Below are 18661 nucleotides of genomic sequence, written 5' to 3' on the forward strand. Positions count from 1 at the left end.
AGGACGAGGATCGCGTCATGACGGCAGCGCGAGCAGGGCGTGCGGAGCAGGCGGGGTCGGCGGAACGAGCCGTGCGGGATGGGCGGGCGGAACGGGCCGTGCGGCGCAACACGGTCGACGGGCTGGTGCGCGACAGCGCCCGACGGGTTCCCGACCGCCTCGCCGTCCGCTACCGCGACCGGAGCTGGACGTACGCGGAACTCGACGCGGCCGTCACCACCGGCGCCGCCGTCCTGCGGGAGCGGTACGGGCTGGCCGAGGGCGACCGCGTCGCCACCTTCGCCCACAACTGCGACGCCTACCTCATCGCCTTCCTCGCCTGCGCCCGGGCCGGACTCACCCACGTCCCGGTGAACCAGAACCTCACCGGCGAGGACCTCGCCTACATCCTGGACGACTCCGCGAGCGCCCTGGTCCTCGCCGACCCGGACCTGGCCGGGCGGGTCCCCGACGGACACTCCGTACGTCCGCTGCGCGACGCCCCCGGCTCCTTCCTCGCGGAACTGGCCGAGCCGCTGCCCTTTGACCACGACGCGGACGCGGACCCGGGGCGGCTGGCGCAGCTGCTCTACACCTCGGGGACCACCGCCCTGCCCAAGGGCGCGATGATGACCCACCGGGCCCTCGCCCACGAGTACGAGAGCGCGATCGAAGCGCTGGACCTGGCCGAAGAGGACCGGCCGGTGCACTCGCTGCCGCTGTACCACTCGGCGCAGATGCACGTCTTCCTGCTGCCGTACCTCGCGGTGGGGGCGCGCAACACCATCCTGGACGCGCCGGTCGCGGAGCAGGTCTTCGACCTGGTGGAGGCGGGGGAGGCGGACAGCCTCTTCGCCCCGCCCACCGTGTGGATCGGCCTGGCCAACCACCCCGAGTTCGCGGTGCGTGAGCTGGGCGCGCTGAGGAAGGCGTACTACGGGGCCTCGATCATGCCGGTTCCGGTCCTGGAACGGCTGCGCGAGCGGCTGCCCGGGCTCGGCTTCTACAACTGCTTCGGCCAGAGCGAGATCGGCCCGCTGGCGACCGTGCTCGGGCCGGACGCACACGAGGGGCGGATGGAGTCCTGCGGGCGTCCGGTGCGCCACGTCGAGGCGAAGGTCGTCGACGAGGACGGCAAGGACGTGCCGGACGGAACGGCGGGCGAGGTGGTCTACCGCTCGCCGCAGCTGTGCCTCGGCTACTGGAACGACCCGGTGGCCACGGAGAAGGCCTTCCGGGACGGCTGGTTCCGCTCGGGCGACCTCGCGGTGCGCGATGCGCAGGGGTACTTCACGGTCGTGGACCGGGTGAAGGACGTCATCAACTCGGGCGGGGTGCTGGTCGCCTCTCGCCAGGTGGAGGACGTGCTCTACACCCACCCGGGGGTGGCGGAGGCGGCGGTCGTCGGGCTGCCGGACGAGCGGTGGATCGAGGCGGTCACGGCGGTCGTGGTCCCGCGCGGGGAGGTGACCGAGGCCGAGCTCATGACGTACGCACGGGAGAAGCTCGCCCACTTCAAGGCCCCCAAGCGGGTGCTCTTCGTGGACGCCCTCCCGCGCAACGCCAGCGGCAAAATCCTCAAGCGGGAACTCCGCGACCGCTTCGCAGACACCTCCGCTTCCTAGGGATCGCCCTGCGGATCAGGCCGGGACCCGGCCGGCGCGGTCAGTGCGGTCAATGCGGTCAGTGCGGCGGGCGCGGCCAGTGGGGGTGCGGGGCGTGCGGCGGGAAGGCCTCGGGGGGCAGGAGCCCGCTGTGGCGCAGGCGCCGCAGGGTGAGGTGTTCGTGGACGAGGCGGCCGACGAGTGCGCCGCCGTAGACCACGAAGCCGACGCCGACCAGCCAGGACTGGACGACCAGCAGGGTGCCGAACGGGCCGTACGTCACCGCGTTGGACGCGATGAGCGGGGAGAACACCAGCTGCGAGAAGATCCGCAGCCCCAGCAGGCCGAGGCTGGTCGCCACCGCTCCCGGCACCAGGGCCCGCCAGCGGACCCGGCCGCCGAGCAGCAGACGCTGGGAGGCGACGAAGAACAGGCAGGTGCCGAGGAGGTCGCCCGCCGTGCCGAAGATCGTGCCGATGACGTCGTTCGAGGGCGCGGGGATCTCGACGAGCAGGGCGAGGTAACAGACGAGCAGGGCGAGCCAGACGACATGCCGCCACATGGTGTGCCAGCGGGCGGTCGGCAGGTCCCAGACCTTCTCGTACCCGGTCTGCACGGCCGAACCGAAAGTCAGGCCGAACACGGCGAGCGCGGCCAGACCGAAGGCGGTGGTCCGCTCCAGCGCCAGGTCGGCGGCACTGAACAGCATCTCGACCCGGGCCCGCGAGGACGGCGCCACCCCGAGGGCCTGGCCGAGCCACCGGCCGAACCCGGAACCGCTGCCGGGCGCGGCGGCCGCGACGACCACCAGCAGCGGCACCAGCGTGAGGAACCCGAGGGCCGCGAAGCCCATCGCCCGGTGCATCAGCTCCATCTCCCGGCCCCGGCTCCAGGCCAGCCCGATGTGGGAGCCCTGGAGCCGGTCGTGGAGCTGCCGGAAGGTCGAGGTCACAGGTCATGCACTACCCGCGCGGGCGATCCCGCTCCCGGGAGCCCTCCGGAATTGGACCCGATGGGGTGGTTTCAGCCGCCCGGACGCGGGTCCGCGACCTCCCCCGCACTGCGGAGGTCCACCAGCCGCTTGATCTTCCCCACCGAACGCTCCAAGGTCTCCGGGTCGACCACCTCGACCCGGACGGAGACCCCGATCCCCTCCTTGACGGCCCGGACCACCTGGGCGGCCGCGGCCTCCCGCCCCGCCGCGTCCGTCTCCCGGCGCGCCTCCACCCGTACCGTCAGGGCGTCCATCCGTCCCTCCCGGGTCAGCCGCAGCTGGAAGTGCGGAGCCAGGCCGGCCGTTCGCAGGAGTATCTCCTCGATCTGGGTCGGGTAGAGGTTCACCCCGCGCAGGATGATCATGTCGTCGCTGCGGCCCGTGATCTTCTCCATCCGGCGGAACGCCGGCCGGGCCGTGCCGGGCAGCAGCCGTGTGAGATCCCGCGTGCGGTAGCGGATGACGGGCATGGCCTCCTTGGTGAGCGAGGTGAACACCAGCTCGCCCTGCTCACCCTCCGGCAGGACCGCGCCCGTCAGCGGATCGACCACCTCCGGGTAGAAGTGGTCCTCCCAGATGTGCAGGCCGTCCTTGTGCGACGCGAACTCCTGCGCCACGCCCGGTCCCATGACCTCGGACAGGCCGTATATGTCCACCGCGTCTATGCCGAGCCGCTCCTCGATCTCCCGGCGCATCTCCTCGGTCCACGGCTCCGCGCCGAAGATGCCGGTGCGGAGCGAGGTGGCGCGGGGATCGATGCCCTGGCGCTCCATCTCGTCGAGCAGGGTCAGCATGTAGGACGGGGTCACCATGATGACCTCCGGCCGGAAGTCCTCGATCAGCCGGACCTGGCGGTCCGTCATCCCGCCCGAGGCGGGCACGACCGTACAGCCGAGGCGCTCCGCACCGTAGTGCGCGCCGAGGCCGCCGGTGAACAGCCCGTACCCGTAGGCGATGTGGACGATCTGGCCGGGCCGGCCGCCCGCCGCACGTATGGACCTGGCGACGACATCGGCCCAGGTGGAGAGGTCCCCGTCGGTGTACCCCACGACCGTGGGGCGCCCGGTGGTGCCGCTGGAGGCGTGGATGCGGCGCACCTCGGAGCGGGGCACGGCGAACATCCCGAAGGGGTACTGGTCGCGCAGATCGGCCTTGGCGGTGAAGGGGAACAGGGCCAGATCGGCGAGCGAACGGCAGTCGTCCGGATGGACGCCCGCCTTGTCGAAGGCCTGCCGGTAGAACGGCACCTTCTCGTAGGCGCGGTGCAGGGTCGCGCGCAGCCGCGTCAGCTGGAGGGCTGCCAGCTCGTCGCGGCTCAGCCGCTCGCCTTCGTCGTGGAGATCCGCCTGCACCGCCATGTCGTCACCTCATCCTGAGTGAACCGAACGATCATTCGGTAGATTGCCAGGACTGGGCACGTCAAATCAATGACTCGAACGAGTGATCGTCTGTTGTGATGGCTCCCATGCCTACCTTCACCACCTACGACGGAACCGAACTCGCCTACCACCTGCAAGGCGAGGGCGAACCGCTGATCTGCCTCCCGGGCGGCGCCATGCGGGCCTCCGAGTACCTGGGCGACCTCGGCGGACTGGCCGCCGGCCGCCGTCTCATCCTGCTCGACCTGCGCGGTACGGGCGACTCAGCGATACCGGCGGACGAGTCGACGTACCGCGTCGACCACCAGGTCGCCGACGTCGAGGCACTCCGGATCCACCTCGGGCTGGAGCGCATGGACCTCCTCGCGCACTCGGCCGGCGGCAACCTCGCCCAGCTCTACGCGGCCGCGCACCCGCAGCGGCTGCGCCGGACCGTCCTGGTCACCCCGACCGCGTGGGCGGTGGACCTCCCGGTCACCCCGGAGCAGCGGCTGGAGGGGGCCCGGCTGCGCGCGGGAACCGAGCCGTACGACACGGCCATCGGGGCCTACGAGCGCATCCTCGCGGGCGACGGCCGTGGCGAGGCGGACTGGGACCTGGCCGCGCCGCTGTTCTACGGGCGCTGGGACGAGACGGCCCGGGCGCACTGCGCGGCGAACGGGCGGCAGCAGAACGAGAAGGCCGCCGACGCCTATGCGGGCCCCGGCGCCTTCGACCCGCCTGCCACCCGGGAGGGCCTGCGGCGGGTCACGGGGGAGGTGCTGGTGCTGGCCGGAGAGCTGGACGGCAACCCGCGTCCGGCGCTGGCGGGCCGGCTCGCCGCGTTGTTCCCTGCGGGATCGCTCGACGTCCAGGCCGGGGCGGGGCACTTCCCGTGGCTGGACGACGCCGTCTGGTTCGCGGCCCGGGTGGAGCGCTTCCTGGCCGCGAAGGCATGACGCGCGGGGTCTGGGCCGTGTGCGCCTCAATGCGCTGTGCCGCCACCCCGGACCCCGCCTCCCCGAGGCAGGCGGGGTCGCACCTCTGCACGCCGATGCCCACTCGGCGGACTCACGTTCGCCAGACCGCCCAGACGGACACGGGCGAAAGTGATCCTTCGATGGCTTCCAGTTGAACGTTCCAGTCGTCCAGCCCCAACTTCTGGGCGAGCAGGATGGCTGGGGCGATGCCCCAACGCAGAATCGGGACAGCGCCTGCATCGGCGAGGTTGCCGAGTGCGGAACGCGTCGGCCTGCTCACGGCGCCCTCGGTGCGAAGCCGGGTCGCACCCTCCAGCACGGCGATGTCGGGGATGTCGGAGCCCTGTTCCTTGAGGAGCTTCAGCACGCGCCGCGTGTAGGAGTCGGCCCCCGCGGCGTAGCAGGCGTAGGCGCGGGCCAGCGTCAGCACCGGATCGATTTCCCACGCCTTGGCCTCGGCCAGGAGGCTCTTGGGATCATGCCCACGCAGACGGCCCAAAGTCATGAGGTCGTCCCATTCCGCCGAGGGCGCGGTCGAGAGCGGCTCAGCCCGGACGACACCGTCTCGCACGTCCAGTGCGAGCGGGAGGAAGGGATGGAGCGGGAACGTCACGCCGGTCTCCGGCAGTGAGGCGTGTATGCCCCACGGGGGCGCCGCAGGCTGCACTTCGAGCAGCCAGTTGCTCGAATGAGGAATTGCGCGCGATGGCGCCTTTCTCTGCTGTCCACCGTGAATTATCGCCTTCTTTGGGCGCGGGTCGAAGCCGATAACGGAATATCCTGGCGTGTGTATCCAGGTGTCACCAGGCAGGGTCGCTCTGAGTGGCACGACACCGCCTCTGAGAGTCTCCGGAAGCAGCACGTCCTTGGTGATGCCGTCGAATACTTCCACCACATCAGACCAGGATCCCCAGGGTAGCTCGACCGTCACCGGGACGTATCCGGCTGTCACGCTGATGAACGGTTCTGATTCCATCTCCCGCAGGCTTCGCTGCGCCCCTGCCCCGACGGTTACGCTCGGGACGTCCGCCAGGGGGCCGGCCAGCCGTTCCGCGCCACCCTTCGCAAATACGATCCGTACCGCGGTCTCCGCGGGCATCGACGACTCGAGGACCACAGCAGACATATCGTCCGGCGTGGAGGAGGCCACGGCAGAGGCCACCGTCGACGCGAAGGACGCGAGCAGTTCCTGGTCGTCAAATCGCGCGGAAAGGTGAAAGCCGCCTCTCGTTTCGGTCATTCTGATTTTCTTGGGTGAAATCGGTAGGTTAGTTTCGGCATGATCGGTACCAAGGCGAACGGAAGCCGCTGGGTTCCCGTGGACATCCACTGACCCGACGAGGATCCACGAAATTAGACCCTTATGGGCGGGTGCTGCGGATCTGTAGTGGGTCCTGATTGCCGACCCGCCGCCGCCCCTTGGTGAAGCCTTCGCGCCTGCCGCAGTTCGACGGGGAATTTTACGCGACCTCAGGCTGAATGTGATCTCGCTGTCCCTGTCGCGAATGTGGACACGACGCTCGGCTGGTTTGAGCCAGCGCTCGGGGTTTTTCAACTGGCACACCACGCTCAGGTTCGTATGGTGCGGAAGTCGGTTCTCGAAGGGCACCACGACTGCCTTGCTCGGCGGCACCGGGGCTGCCCTGCGCCAAAACGGTTCATCCTTCACCTGTACGAGTATGGATTTCACGGCCTTCACCGCAGAGGGCGGTTGGACAGCGATGGACAGTCGTGCTGCCGGGCTCGGCGGCAAGTGAAGGGGTGGCACGCTGTGTGCAGTGCCGGCACCGTACACCTCGATGCCGGGCTGCTGAAGAACGGGAGGCTGCTGATTCCAAGCAGTGGCCTTGACCTCTGGCCCGACGATCTCGGTCACTGCTTTGCGCAGGTCGATGCTGACCTCGCCTTTGTCGAAATCAAGGTGAAGGACCTGAGGGAGTGGGTGCTCCGTATCGATGGCGCCGAGAAGGGTCTTCAGGAAATTACCCCGGCCTTTTATCTCGACCGCCCTCTCTGCCTGTTGGCAGGCGAAGCAGAAAATCAGCGTGTTCTCTTTCCTGGCATTGAATCCTTTGACTCCGTTATGCATGCCCGCCGCTATGGTGGACCGTACGCTTTCACTGTACGGAAGGTTCTGGCAGCCATCCATGACGAGCAACTGTTCCGGGAACTTCATGGATCGGAACAGTTCGATGTGCTGTTCAATGCCCAGGTTCGATACCGTGCCCACCGAAGCCTCTCGAGTGATGAAGAGTCGCTTCTCGGTGGGTTCGTACAAGCCGTGCCCCAATAGGAATACGAAAAGGTGACTTCCGCTGGATCTGCGAAGTCGGGCAATGGATTCCCATATGCAGGACTCGCTCGCATCGAGCCATGGAACGGTGCCCCCCAGCGATTTGAGTGCGGGCAGGCTGCCATGCGTCGGCTGGGCGTGAAGAAGTATGTGACCGTCCGGAACTCCCGCCTTCCGAAGCCAGTTCACCGCGGCGCAGGCATCTTTGACGGCCCCGGTCAGATTTTTGATCTTCGGATCGTCGTACGCGTCTATTCCCACAACCAGGGCCCAACTGTCCTCGTATGTGTTTGTCATGGCCAGTGCTCGGCGATCAAGGTGTAGGTTTTTTCCTGAGACCAGTACGCGCTGTGCGATTCTGGGAACGGTACGCCGGCGGCGACTTCCTGGTCGGATATTCCATCAATCCCGTCGAAGGCGGGGGCCGCGCAGAACGACAGGAAATCCGCCTGGCTGTAGATGTTCAGCCACGGCGTGAAGGGCTTTCCGTTCCCGCCGGGCCGGAGGGATTCCAGGGCGTCGAGCAGGTACAGGTAAGGGGCTTGTGAGCCGACTGTTACCAGCAAATCCACGTGCGGTGCTTCATCGCTGGACATCAGATCCACCATGGCAATGCCGCCGAGACTGTGGCCCACAACGATGACAGGCCGGTCCGACGGCAGGTCGGAAACGGAGGCGGCGAGGTATTGCCGGATCGCTTCGCCACGGCGAAGGTAGAACGCCACGTCGCGAATGAAATCAGAAATTGGGTCCATCAGTGCGGCCCGATTCTTCCTCGCTTTCGCATTGCCGATGCGCAGTGCCAGGGGGCCAAGGGTCTTCCACAGCGTGTCGGCGACGAACGCCCTGGTCGGGGTACCGGACAGGGCGGTGTTCACGGCGTCGACCAGCTGCGTGCGAAGCTCCCCTGAGACCGAGACCGGGGACAATACCGGAGGGCTGGCAGTCCGGTGAAGGCGTAGGACGCAGGCCACGACGGACCGGGAGACGGATTCGAGCAGCCCTTCGTCGGCGGCGTTGCCCACCGTTTGCGCGGCTCCGAGCAGTGCTTCGGAACCACGCACGAACTCGATGGCGGCGGTGATCTCCTGATCTGTGACACCGGCCGCCCGCAACGTCTCCGCCGGTACCTCGACCTGGTTGAGCAGTTCCTGCACCTCGACTTCCACTGTCTGGCCGCCGATCACGGCCTCAATTCCCTCAGGCTGGCCGACTGCGGCCCCCGTCGCCCCGGCAGGAGCGGCAGCGAGCATCCGCAGTTCGATCAGTGGATCGTCGATGAGCAGTCCCCACGCGGCCACATCGACCTCACTGTCATCGAGTGCTTCCTCTTCCAGGGCTGCCCGCGTACGCGCCGCCGGCGGCAGTATCGGTGTCACGTCGAGGTCGGCTGGGCCGATTTCCTGGCCCCAGGCCGGTCCGGATACGGATGCCGAAGGAAGGTCCAGCCATTTCGATGCGCCCGCGCGTACCTGTTGGAGTGTGTGTTCAAGCCCTTCGCGGACACCTGTGCCGTGCACGAACATCAAAGAGCCCTGCATCGTCCCTCCTGGAAGGTGTGATGCGCCCACGTCCGGCGAAAGCCGAATCTGCAGCCTTGCCCGGCGACGGACAGGCGTTGTTCTCTCAGCTTGCGACGATCGGGCGCCCTTTGTCCATGTCTGCCCACTCGCCCGCCGTATATCGGCGGCGGGACGGCCGAAGGCGACGGAATCCGTTCCTCTGGTGGTGCCGGTATCAGTCGAATCATGGGTGTGCGGAGTAAAGTTGACGAGGTACCCGCCTGTGGCGCTGGAGGCCGGGAGGTGGGAAAAGTAGTGGAACGTAACACATTTGCCGTGGAAATATCAGGCAGCGGTGGCAGGTATTCGATCAGTGCGACTTCGGGAACCGGGCCACCGGTGACGGTCCATGACGTTTCGTTGAATACTGAAAATATTCAAGAGCGGTCCGGACTGCTCCAGAGGAGCTCCCCCTCGATGCTGACCCCAGGGCGATCCTCGTACGGCGCCTTCACCATGCGGGGGCCGTCCGCCCTTGAGATCGGCGAGGAGCTCTTCGGTGCGCTGTTTCCCGGCGATGTGTGCCGGCTCTACTCCGAGCGGCGACGCCAAGCCGCGGCCCGAGGCGACAAAATGCGGATGATGCTCCACATGGACGCCCCGGAACTGACCGCGCTGCCCTGGGAGCTGATGCACAACCGGGACTTCGGGTATCTCTGCCTTGAGGATGAGGTCGTGCGTTGCCTCAATCTGGCCCTGCCACTCGGGCCGGTTTCGCTACAGCCCCCCGTGCAAGTGACCGGACTGGCCTCGGTGCCGCCTTTCGCGAAGCCTCCTCTTGACGTGGCGAGGGAGCAGCGCGACCTGAGGAAAAGCCTGAGACGGCTGCTCAAAGGAGGACTGGCGCAACTGCACTGGGTGAATGCGGCGAACTGGACCAGAATGCTGGACGAGTTCACTTCCGAGTCGGGCGGGTGTCACGTGCTGCACTACGTCGGCCATGGCGAATTCGATCCACTGGAGGAGCAGGGCGCACTCATCTTCGGAGACGAGCGCGGCAACAGGCTGCCCATCCACGCGGATTCGATGGGTCCGGTCATCCAGCAGGCAAACCCACAACCGCAGTTGGTGGTTCTGAACGGGTGCGAAACGGCGAAGGGGAGCCAAGAGGACCTCTTCTCCAGCGTGGCAACGAGGCTGCTGCAATTCGTTCCGGCCGTGGTCGCCATGCAGTTCAAGGTGACCGACAAGGCAGCGATCGCGTTCTCCCGCTACTTCTACCAGGCGCTGCTCGGCCTCGGGCGCCCGATCGACGTGGCGGTGCACCAGGGGCGACTCGCGATGCTGCTGAGCGACGACCAAAGCCTTGAGTGGGCGACACCCGTGCTCTACGTGCGCGACGACAATGACATCAGGCTGTTCGATGTCGAGCGGCGTGAGCCGCAGCAGGAGAGGGCCAACGAGGAGGTGTGGCTCGACGAGGAACGTCTGATAGCGACCAGTGCGTCCAAGAGCGTTCACATCAGCGGAAATCCGGTGCTGATCCAAACCAAGCCCGGAGGCTCCGGCGACGTCAGCGCAGGGGATTTCACTCCCAGTGACTTCGAGTTGGTCTGTCCGGCGCCGCGGAGCGGACTCGTCTACATGCGCCGCAAGAACGACGTTCACGGTCTCCCCTGGGGTGCCCCTTGCCCCATCGAGCCGGACCTGGGAAGGGTCGACGCGGTGACCATGGTGGAAAGCAGGCTCGGCGAGGGCCGAAGCAGTCTCGAAGTCGTCGCCCGGACCGGTGACCAGCTGCGGTTCCTGTGGAACGACAGCGGGGAGCCGGCAGACTGGCATCTCTCGCCGGTCGCGGTCGCCGGTCGTGCTGTCGGCGTTCCGGCCCTCATCCAGACAAGGCATGGAGAACCGGGTGATTTCCAACTGGTGTGCCCCGCCCTGAGCGGCGGCTTGATGTTCCTGCGCCGCAGAAACGACATGCAGGGCTATCCGTGGAGCACCCCCTACGTCTTCGTCCCGGGCCTTGGAGCCGTCGCGGCGGTGGGGATGGTGGAGAGCGATCTGGGCGACGGCAGGGGAGGTCTGGAAGTGGTCGCCAGGACAGGGAGCGAGCTGAAGTTCCTGTGGAACGAGACCATGGAGCCCACCGACTGGCAGGCGGTGGCGGAGCCCATCGCCTCAGGGGTGACGGGCAATCCGGTTCTGATCCAGGACCGGATGAAGGTTCCCGGCGACTTCCTGTTGGTGTGCCCGGCCGAGGGAGGTGGGGTGATGTTCCTCCGTCGCAGGAACGACGTCCCGGGTACGCCGTGGAGCCTCCCCTACCTGATAGCGCCAGACATGGAGGTCACCTCGGTGAGCCTGATCCAGAGTACTTTCGGCGGCCGCGACGGCAGGCCGGGGGGCAATCTGGAACTCATCCTCCGGGTGGGCGACTCGCTGGAGTTCTTCTGGAAGGGGCCCCGACCGGAGTTCTGGGTCCACAACGCCTTCGGTCCCCAGCATCCGCTGGTGGAGGAAGCGGGCTCCGCCGTATCACCGACGATCTGACCTGAGCCTGCACTCACGCACGATCAGGCACGGGATGCGCAGACAGAGCCCGGATCCGGCGTCGCCCGCCTCACGGTTCGCTATGGCCGCCGCTCCGCAGTCCCTCCTACGCCTGGGGAGCCGTGTCGGCCTCCGTTGCCACCGCCTTTGCCCAGCGGTAGTCGGCCTTGCCGCTCGGGGAGCGTTGGATGGCGGGTGCGACGACCAGTTGGCGCGGGATCTTGTAGCCCGCCAGGCGGGTGCGGCAGTGGCTCTGGATCTCGTCCAGGGTCGGCACCGGGGAACCGGCGCGGACCTGGACCACCGCGGCCACGTGGCTGCCCCACGTCGGGTCCGGGACGCCGGCGACCAGGGCGTCGTACACGTCGGGGTGGGACTTCAGCGCCTGCTCCACCTCCTCCGGATACACCTTCTCGCCGCCCGTGTTGATGCATTGCGAGCCCCGCCCGAGCACGGTGACGATGCCCTGCTCGTCGACCGTCGCCATGTCGCCGAGCAGCACCCAGCGCTCCGCGCCCTTCTGGAAGAAGGTCTCGGCGGTCTTGGCCGGGTCGTTGTAGTAGCCGAGCGGTACGTGCCCGCGTTGCGCGAGCCGCCCCGGCACGCCGACCGCGACCGGTTCGTGCGTCACCGGGTCCACCACCTGCGTACGGTCGTTGACCACCAGGCGGAAGCCCTTCTCCGGGCCCGAGTCGTCCGCCGCCCGGCCGTTGGAGCCGGACTCGGACGACCCGAAGTTGTTCAGGAGGAGCACGTTCGGCACCAGCCGCTGGAACTCGGCGCGCACCGTCTCCGACATGATCGCCCCGGACGAGGACACGCTGAACAGCGAGGACAGGTCCGCGCCCTGGAGCGGGCCCTTCAAGGCGTCGATGAGCGGCCTGAGCATCGCGTCGCCGACCAGCGACACGCTGGAGACCTTCTCCTTCTCGATCGTGCGGAGCACCTCTTCGGGCGCGTACTTGCGGTGGATGACCACCCGCTGGCCGTAGTTGAAGGCGATGAACGAGGTCAGGGTCGACGTACCGTGCATCAGCGGGGGAGCGGGGAAGAAGGTGAGCCCGGCGCCCTTCGACGCGACCCGTTCGGCCAGCTCCTCCGGCCGCTTCACCGGCTCGCCCGACGGCTCGCCGCCGAAGAGCCCGGCGAAGAAGAGGTCCTCCGCCCGCCACATGACGCCCTTGGGCATGCCCGTCGTGCCGCCGGTGTAGATGATGAACAGGTCGTCGGGGCTGCGCGGCGGGAAACCCCGCTCGGGCGAGCCGGCCGCCTCGGCGTCCGCGTACGCCACCGGCGCGAGCGAGGGCTCCGGGGCTCCCTCGGGGACCTCCCCGACGCGGATCAGGTGCCGGAGCCTCGTCGTCTGCGGCAGTGCGGCCGCTACCCGCTCGGTGAACTCGCCCTCGAAGACGAGCGCGGCGAGATCGGCGTCGTTGTAGAGGTAGACCAGCTCCTCCTCCACGTACCGGTAGTTGACGTTCACCGGGACCAGCCGGGCCTTCAGGCAGGCCAGCACGGTCTGCAGGTACTCGATCCCGTTGTAGAGGTGCAGCCCCAGGTGCTCACCGGGCTCCAGGCCGCTGTCCAGCAGGTGGTGCGCGATCCGGTTCGCCGCCGCGTCCAGCTCCGCGTACGTGAGGCGGCGCTCGGCACCGGTCCCGGGGTGGTCCACGTAGACGAGGGCCTCACGGTCCGGAACCACGTCCACGACCGACTCGAACAGGTCGGCAAGGTTGTACTCCACCGTTCCTCCTGACCCCGAATGTTCACGATGTTCCCGACGACTGGCCCCGTGGCCGGCCTGCTCGGCGGTCATTAGAGCGCCGGAGCCGGCAACTGGGAAGGGCACCGCCCAAGAAATCTGACTGGGTGTCAGAAAACTATTGAACTGCACCCTCCCCTACTGCAACCTGTTCTAGGTCTTGAGACGGGAGGACGGCAATGGGTGGGACAGAACACCTGACCGTGGAACGGCACGGCGCCACGCTGGTGCTCACCATGAACAGGCCCGAGGCGAAGAACGCGCTCTCGCTGCCGCTGCTGGTGGGGCTGTACGACGGCTGGCTGGAGGCGGACGCCGACGACACGATCCGCTCCGTGGTCCTGACCGGTGCCGGCGGGGACTTCTGCGCCGGCATGGACCTCAAGGCGCTGGCCGGGAAGGGGATGGCGGGCGACCAGTACCGGGACCGCCTCAAGGCCGATCCCGACCTGCACTGGAAGGCGATGCTCCGCCACCACCGGCCGCGCAAGCCGGTGATCGCGGCGGTGGAGGGCTACTGCGTGGCCGGCGGGACGGAGATCCTGCAGGGCACGGACATCCGGGTGGCGGGCGAAGGGGCCACCTTCGGGCTCTTCGAGGTCAAGCGGGGGCTGTTCCCCATCGGCGGCTCGACGGTGCGGCTGCCGCGCCAGATCCCGCGCACGCACGCCCTGGAGATGCTGCTGACCGGACGCCCGTACTCCGCGGAGGAGGCGGCGCGGATCGGGCTCGTCGGGCGGGTGGTGCCGGACGGCACGGCGCTGGAGGCGGCGCTGGAGACCGCGGAGCGGATCAACGCGTGCGGGCCGCTGGCGGTGGAGGCGGTGAAGGCGTCGGTCTACGAGACGGCCGAGATGACGGAGAAGGAGGGGCTGGCCTCGGAGTTGCTGCGGGGGTGGCCGATCTTCGACACGGCGGATGCGAAGGAGGGGGCGCGGGCCTTCGCGGAGAAGCGGCCCGCGCTGTATCGGCGCGAGTAGCCGCCCGCTCCGCAGCCGGGGCTCCGCCCCGCGCCCCGCGCCTCAAACGCCGGCGGGGCTGAAAGATCGGGGCTCCGCCCCGGACCCTCCCCCAGACTCCGTCCGGGGGGACCCCCACGCCTCAAACGCCGGCGAGGCTGAAAGAGCGCCTCAATCGCCGGCGGGGCTGAAAGAGCGCCTCAAACGCCGGCGGGGCTGGGTTTGTGCCGGCGGGGCTGGATTGGCCCGGCTGGAGGCCATCACTCGGAATCAACCATCGGAGAGCCACCATGACAGCTGCCTCCCCACCGGAGGTGCTCCGCGCGCCCCTCGTCGTCGAGTTTCCCTTCACCCGGTCCCTCGGGCCCGTGCAGAGCGCCTTCCTCACCGGCCTGCGCGAAGGCGTCGTCCTCGGGGTGAAGACCGCCGGCGGGAAGGTGATGGTCCCGCCCGTCGAGTACGACCCCGTCACCGCCGAGGAGATCCGCGAGCTCGTCGAGGTCGCCGCCACCGGCACCGTCACCACCTGGGCGTGGAACGGCCGGCCCCGCCCCCACCAGCCCCTGGACACCCCCTTCGCCTGGGTGCTGGTCAAGCTCGACGGCGCGGACACCGCCCTCCTGCACGCCCTCGACGCGCCCGGCCCCGAGGCCGTGCACACCGGCATGCGGGTGCGCGTCCGCTGGGCCGCCGAGCGCACCGGCGCCATCACCGACATCGCCTGCTTCGAACCGTACGAAGGCCCGGCGGGCGGCGAGGCCGCCCCGCACGACGGGGACTTCGCCGGCGCCGTCACCGGCATCGTCGCGCAGGCCCGCCTGGACTACGTCTACAGCCCCGGCCGCGCCCAGACCGCCTACATCAACGCCCTCTCCGAGCGCAAGACGGTCGGCGAGCGCTGCCCCTCCTGCCACAAGGTGTACGTCCCTCCGCGAGGCGCCTGCCCCACCTGCGGCGTGGCCACCACCGACCAGGTGGAGGTCGGCCCCGCGGGCACGGTCACCACGTACTGCATCGTCAACATCAAGGCCAAGAACCTCGACATCGAGGTCCCGTACGTCTACGCCCACATCGCCCTCGACGGCGCAGGCCTCGCCCTCCACGGCCGGATCGGCGGCATCCCGTACGACCAGGTGCGCATGGGCCTGCGGGTCGAGCCCGTGTGGACCGAGGGCGGCCGCTACCCCGACCACTACCGCCCGACCGGCGAGCCGGACGCGGACTACGACGCGTACAAGGAGCTCATCTGATGGCCCGATACGCCCGTGAGGTCGCGGTGGTCGCCTTCGCGCAGAGCGATCACCTGCGCCGTACCGACGAGCTCAGCGAAGTCGAGATGGTCATGCCGGTCCTGCACCAGGTGCTGGCCGCGACGGGTCTGAAGGCCGGGGAGATCGGCTTCACCTGCTCCGGCTCCAGCGACTACCTGGCCGGCCGGGCCTTCTCCTTCACGATGACCCTCGACGGCGTCGGCGCCTGGCCGCCGATATCCGAGTCGCACGTGGAGATGGACGGCGCCTGGGCCCTCTACGAGGCCTGGGTCAAGATCCAGACCGGCGAGGCCGACACCGCGCTCGTCTACTCGTACGGGAAGTCCTCGCCGGGGTCGGTGCGCGATGTGCTGACCCGCCAGCTGGACCCGTACTACGTGGCACCCCTCTGGCCCGACTCGGTGGCCCTCGCCGCCCTCCAGGCCCAGGCCCTCATCGACGCGGGCGAGACCGACGAGCCCGCCCTGGCCGCCATCGGAGCGCGCAGCCGGGCCGCCGCCGAGGCCAACCCGCACGCCCAGCTGAGCGGTCCGGTGCCCCAGGGCGACTACCAGGTCCGGCCGCTGCGCACCGGGGACTGCCCTCCCATCGGAGACGGCGTGGCCGCCGTGATCCTGGCGGCCGGCGACCTGGCCCGGCAGCTGTGCGCCCGCCCGGCCTGGATCACCGGCATCGATCACCGCATCGAGGCGCACGGCCTCGGCCTGCGCGACCTCACCGACTCCCCCTCCACCCGGATCGCCGCCGAACACGCGGGTGTCTTCGCGGCGCCGGTGGACACGGCGGAACTGCACGCGCCGTTCTCCTCCCAGGAGGTGGTGCTCCGCAAGGCGCTCGGCCTCGGGGACGACGTGACCGTCAACCCCTCCGGCGGACCGCTCGCGGCCAACCCGATGATGGCCGCCGGCCTGATCCGCATCGGCGAGGCGGCCGCCCGCATCCACCGCGGCGAGTCCGACCGGGCCGTCGCCCACGCCACCTCCGGCCCCTGCCTCCAGCAGAACCTGGTCGCCGTCCTGGAAGGGGACCGAGCATGAGCGCAACCGGCAGGTCCGGCAAGGAGCCGGTCGCCGTCGTCGGCATCGGCCAGACCAAGCACGTGGCCGCCCGCCACGACGTGTCCATCGCCGGGCTGGTCCGCGAGGCGGCGGCGCGCGCACTCGCCGACGCCGAGCTGACCTGGGCCGACATCGACGCCGTCGTCATCGGCAAGGCCCCCGACTTCTTCGAGGGGGTGATGATGCCGGAGCTGTACCTGGCGGACGCGCTCGGCGCGGTCGGCAAGCCGATGCTGCGCGTGCACACGGCCGGTTCGGTCGGCGGGTCCACCGCCCTGGTCGCCTCCAACCTCGTCGCGGCGCGCGTCCACCGGACCGTCCTCACCCTCGCCTTCGAGAAGCAGTCCGAGTCGAACGCCATGTGGGGGCTCTCCCTCCCCGTCCCCTTCCAGCAGCCGCTGCTGGCGGGCGCGGGCGGGTTCTTCGCCCCGCACGTGCGCGCGTACATGCGGCGCACCGGCGCGCCCGACACGGTGGGCTCGCTGGTCGCCTACAAGGACCGGCGCAATGCCCTGAAGAACCCCTACGCGCACCTCCACGAGCACGACCTCACCCTGGAGAAGGTCCAGGCCTCGCCGATGCTGTGGGACCCGATCCGGTACTCCGAGACCTGCCCCTCCTCGGACGGGGCCTGCGCGATGATCCTCACCGACCGGGCGGGCGCCGCCCGTGCGCCGAAACCGCCCGCCTGGGTGCACGGCGGGGCGATGCGCAGCGAACCCACCCTCTTCGCGGGCAAGGACTTCGTCTCGCCGCAGGCCGGCAAGGACTGCGCGGCCGACGTCTACCGCCAGGCGGGCATCACCGATCCGCGCCGGGAGATCGACGCGGTGGAGATGTACGTGCCGTTCTCCTGGTACGAGCCGATGTGGCTGGAGAACCTCGGGTTCGCGGCGGAGGGCGAGGGCTGGAAGCTCACCGAGGCGGGGGTCACGGAACTCGACGGGGATCTTCCGGTCAATCCCTCCGGCGGGGTCCTGTCCACCAACCCGATCGGCGCCTCCGGGATGATCCGCTTCGCGGAAGCGGCCCTCCAAGTCCGTGGCCAGGCCGGGGAACACCAGGTCCCGGGAGCCCGGCGCGCCTTGGGCCACGCGTACGGCGGCGGCGCGCAGTTCTTCGCGATGTGGCTGGTGGGGGCCGAGGAGCCCGCGTCCTGACGGCGGCCCCGGCCGGCGACGGAGGGGCCGGCCGGGGTACGGGACAGGCCAGGGTGACTCACCGTGGCCTGTGCGCCACGCGCTGCGGTGGTTAACCTTGCCCCCGGACGACGTACCGGGAGGAGCACGCACGTGGCCGAGAGCATGACTTCGCAGCCCCTGGCCGGCTGGGGCAAGCCGGACCTCGATCTCACCGAGGCGGACTGGCAGTCGAGCAGCCGGGGAGCGGGTGACGTCCAGATCGCCTTCGTGGAGGGCTTCATCGCGATGCGCAACAGCGAGCGCCCCGAGAGCCCTTCGCTGATCTTCACGCCCGACGAGTGGCACAAGTTCGTACTGAACGCCCGGGGTGGGGAGTTCGACCTGACGTAGACCGAGCCCGTACGCGCGGCACCACCGGGCACGGAACCGCCGGCCCGGTGGCCGCCCGCCCGGGCGTGGCAACTCCCGCCCGTGGACCGGCTGCATGGGCCCCTGCCCATGACCGCCTTCGGGGGACCGGGGGTGGGGCCGGGCGTGCTCCGGGGCGTCTCCTCGGGCGCCGAACGTGGCGGGAGGTCGGAGGGCCGGGGCACATGGCGTTCGGAGCCCTGCGGGGAGCGCCCCTGCACACACCCGGCCCCGGCGGACGCGGCTGCCCGGCCGGGCTCCACCGGACCCTGCCGCCGCCCGAACGGGTCATTTCGGGAGGATGGGTAGGGTGGCGGCATGAGTGGAGAGAACGATCTGCGCAAGCTCCTGAGCGGTATGCGGCCCGAGTTGAACGAGGAGCGGTACGTCTTCTGCACCGTCCCCGGGGGCACCGTGCCCGCCGGGACCGCGCCCGTCGCCACCGTTCTGGAGCGGGAGGGGCTCACCCTGGTCCTGCGGCAGGAGGACGCCGACGCCGCCGGGCTCGCCTACGACTACACCGCCGGCTGGATCACCCTGCGCATCCACTCCGCGCTCGACGCCGTCGGCCTCACCGCGGCCTTCGCCGCCGAACTCGGAGCGCACGGCCTGAGCTGCAACGTCATCGCCGGCTACCACCACGACCACCTGTTCGTGGCCGCCGAGCGGGCCGCCGAGGCCGTGGCCGTCCTGGAGGACCTCGCGGCACGTTCCGCACGGGACTGAGGCCCCCTGGACGGTTGCCGGAAAAGAAGATCGGATTCTTTCCTCACTGTGGGATCCCTCGCCCTGTGCGCG

14 protein-coding genes are annotated in these 18661 nt (G+C 69.3%); 9 read left to right on the top strand and 5 right to left on the bottom strand.

The window, feature by feature from the left end; translation table 11 throughout:
• The first annotated feature begins 98 nt into the window (after positions 1-98).
• Positions 99-1604: a fatty acyl-CoA synthetase gene (locus tag ACIPYQ_RS13020; RefSeq protein ID WP_401249764.1), complete on the top strand. Its 1506-nt coding sequence runs from the start codon at positions 99-101 to the stop codon at positions 1602-1604.
• 58 nt (positions 1605-1662) lie between these two features.
• Here the strand turns inward: ACIPYQ_RS13020 and ACIPYQ_RS13025 are convergent, their stop codons facing one another.
• A complete protein-coding gene (locus tag ACIPYQ_RS13025) occupies positions 1663-2535 on the bottom strand; it encodes a YhjD/YihY/BrkB family envelope integrity protein (protein WP_361756538.1) in 873 nt (290 codons plus the stop codon).
• A 71-nt stretch (positions 2536-2606) separates the two neighbouring features.
• Entirely contained in the window at positions 2607-3935 is a 1329-nt protein-coding gene (paaK, locus tag ACIPYQ_RS13030; RefSeq protein WP_401249768.1) for a phenylacetate--CoA ligase PaaK, read from the bottom strand.
• Between the two features lie 107 nt (positions 3936-4042).
• Here paaK and ACIPYQ_RS13035 point away from each other — a divergent pair, with 107 nt between their 5' ends.
• On the top strand, positions 4043-4894 hold the full coding sequence (locus tag ACIPYQ_RS13035; protein WP_401249771.1) for an alpha/beta fold hydrolase: 852 nt from the start codon (positions 4043-4045) through the stop codon (positions 4892-4894).
• A gap of 112 nt (positions 4895-5006) precedes the next feature.
• Here the strand turns inward: ACIPYQ_RS13035 and ACIPYQ_RS13040 are convergent, their stop codons facing one another.
• Together ACIPYQ_RS13040 and ACIPYQ_RS13045 are read right to left on the bottom strand one after the other, a co-directional pair.
• Positions 5007-7505 (bottom strand): hypothetical protein, encoded by a 2499-nt coding sequence (locus ACIPYQ_RS13040; RefSeq protein ID WP_401249774.1) that lies wholly within the window; start codon positions 7503-7505, stop codon positions 5007-5009.
• The gene (locus ACIPYQ_RS13045; RefSeq protein WP_401249777.1) at positions 7502-8749 is read right to left on the bottom strand and encodes a hypothetical protein; all 1248 of its coding nucleotides are present in this window, start codon (positions 8747-8749) and stop codon (positions 7502-7504) included. Before ACIPYQ_RS13045 ends, ACIPYQ_RS13040 begins: the two co-directional genes overlap by 4 nt.
• A 438-nt stretch (positions 8750-9187) precedes the next feature.
• Here ACIPYQ_RS13045 and ACIPYQ_RS13050 point away from each other — a divergent pair, with 438 nt between their 5' ends.
• Positions 9188-11263: a CHAT domain-containing protein gene (locus tag ACIPYQ_RS13050; RefSeq protein WP_401249780.1), complete on the top strand. Its 2076-nt coding sequence runs from the start codon at positions 9188-9190 to the stop codon at positions 11261-11263.
• A 106-nt stretch (positions 11264-11369) separates the two neighbouring features.
• Here ACIPYQ_RS13050 and ACIPYQ_RS13055 read toward each other — a convergent pair whose 3' ends face one another.
• Positions 11370-13007, bottom strand: a complete 1638-nt coding sequence (locus ACIPYQ_RS13055; RefSeq protein WP_401249783.1) for an acyl-CoA synthetase — start codon at positions 13005-13007, stop codon at positions 11370-11372.
• Positions 13008-13204: 197 nt separating this feature from the next.
• Between ACIPYQ_RS13055 and ACIPYQ_RS13060 the strand changes: the two genes are divergently transcribed.
• The 6 genes from ACIPYQ_RS13060 to ACIPYQ_RS13085 all read left to right on the top strand — a co-directional run bounded on the left by ACIPYQ_RS13060 (position 13205) and on the right by ACIPYQ_RS13085 (position 18589).
• Positions 13205-14005, top strand: coding sequence for a crotonase/enoyl-CoA hydratase family protein (locus tag ACIPYQ_RS13060; RefSeq protein WP_361756523.1), 801 nt, complete (start codon positions 13205-13207; stop codon positions 14003-14005).
• 269 nt (positions 14006-14274) lie between these two features.
• On the top strand, positions 14275-15234 hold the full coding sequence (locus ACIPYQ_RS13065; protein ID WP_361756520.1) for an OB-fold domain-containing protein: 960 nt from the start codon (positions 14275-14277) through the stop codon (positions 15232-15234).
• Positions 15234-16292 carry a thiolase domain-containing protein gene (locus ACIPYQ_RS13070; protein ID WP_401249787.1) on the top strand — a complete coding sequence of 353 codons (1059 nt, stop codon included), beginning with the start codon at positions 15234-15236 and terminating at the stop codon, positions 16290-16292. The genes ACIPYQ_RS13065 and ACIPYQ_RS13070 overlap by 1 nt, the downstream gene beginning before the upstream one ends.
• Complete coding sequence (locus ACIPYQ_RS13075) at positions 16289-17473, top strand: thiolase domain-containing protein (protein ID WP_401249790.1); 1185 nt, start codon at positions 16289-16291, stop codon at positions 17471-17473. The genes ACIPYQ_RS13070 and ACIPYQ_RS13075 overlap by 4 nt, the downstream gene beginning before the upstream one ends.
• Before the next feature lie 144 nt (positions 17474-17617).
• Positions 17618-17845 carry a DUF397 domain-containing protein gene (locus tag ACIPYQ_RS13080; protein WP_374778183.1) on the top strand — a complete coding sequence of 76 codons (228 nt, stop codon included), beginning with the start codon at positions 17618-17620 and terminating at the stop codon, positions 17843-17845.
• 336 nt (positions 17846-18181) lie between these two features.
• Positions 18182-18589 (top strand): ACT domain-containing protein, encoded by a 408-nt coding sequence (locus ACIPYQ_RS13085; RefSeq protein ID WP_401249792.1) that lies wholly within the window; start codon positions 18182-18184, stop codon positions 18587-18589.
• Positions 18590-18661: the final 72 nt, after the last annotated feature.

The organism is Streptomyces sp. NPDC090045, assembly GCF_044747975.1.
Lineage (GTDB): Bacteria > Actinomycetota > Actinomycetes > Streptomycetales > Streptomycetaceae > Streptomyces.

What these genes read in the sequence shown, in the direction of transcription:
- paaK (WP_401249768.1), bottom strand. Translation starts at nt 3,935, where the DNA reads ATGGCGGTGCAGGCGGATCTCCACGACGAAGGCGAGCGGCTGAGCCGC.
- ACIPYQ_RS13035 (WP_401249771.1), top strand. Translation starts at nt 4,043, where the DNA reads ATGCCTACCTTCACCACCTACGACGGAACCGAACTCGCCTACCACCTG.
- ACIPYQ_RS13040 (WP_401249774.1), bottom strand. Translation starts at nt 7,505, where the DNA reads ATGACAAACACATACGAGGACAGTTGGGCCCTGGTTGTGGGAATAGAC.
- ACIPYQ_RS13045 (WP_401249777.1), bottom strand. Translation starts at nt 8,749, where the DNA reads ATGCAGGGCTCTTTGATGTTCGTGCACGGCACAGGTGTCCGCGAAGGG.
- ACIPYQ_RS13050 (WP_401249780.1), top strand. Translation starts at nt 9,188, where the DNA reads ATGCTGACCCCAGGGCGATCCTCGTACGGCGCCTTCACCATGCGGGGG.
- ACIPYQ_RS13060 (WP_361756523.1), top strand. Translation starts at nt 13,205, where the DNA reads ATGGGTGGGACAGAACACCTGACCGTGGAACGGCACGGCGCCACGCTG.
- ACIPYQ_RS13065 (WP_361756520.1), top strand. Translation starts at nt 14,275, where the DNA reads ATGACAGCTGCCTCCCCACCGGAGGTGCTCCGCGCGCCCCTCGTCGTC.
- ACIPYQ_RS13070 (WP_401249787.1), top strand. Translation starts at nt 15,234, where the DNA reads ATGGCCCGATACGCCCGTGAGGTCGCGGTGGTCGCCTTCGCGCAGAGC.
- ACIPYQ_RS13075 (WP_401249790.1), top strand. Translation starts at nt 16,289, where the DNA reads ATGAGCGCAACCGGCAGGTCCGGCAAGGAGCCGGTCGCCGTCGTCGGC.
- ACIPYQ_RS13080 (WP_374778183.1), top strand. Translation starts at nt 17,618, where the DNA reads ATGACTTCGCAGCCCCTGGCCGGCTGGGGCAAGCCGGACCTCGATCTC.
- ACIPYQ_RS13085 (WP_401249792.1), top strand. Translation starts at nt 18,182, where the DNA reads ATGAGTGGAGAGAACGATCTGCGCAAGCTCCTGAGCGGTATGCGGCCC.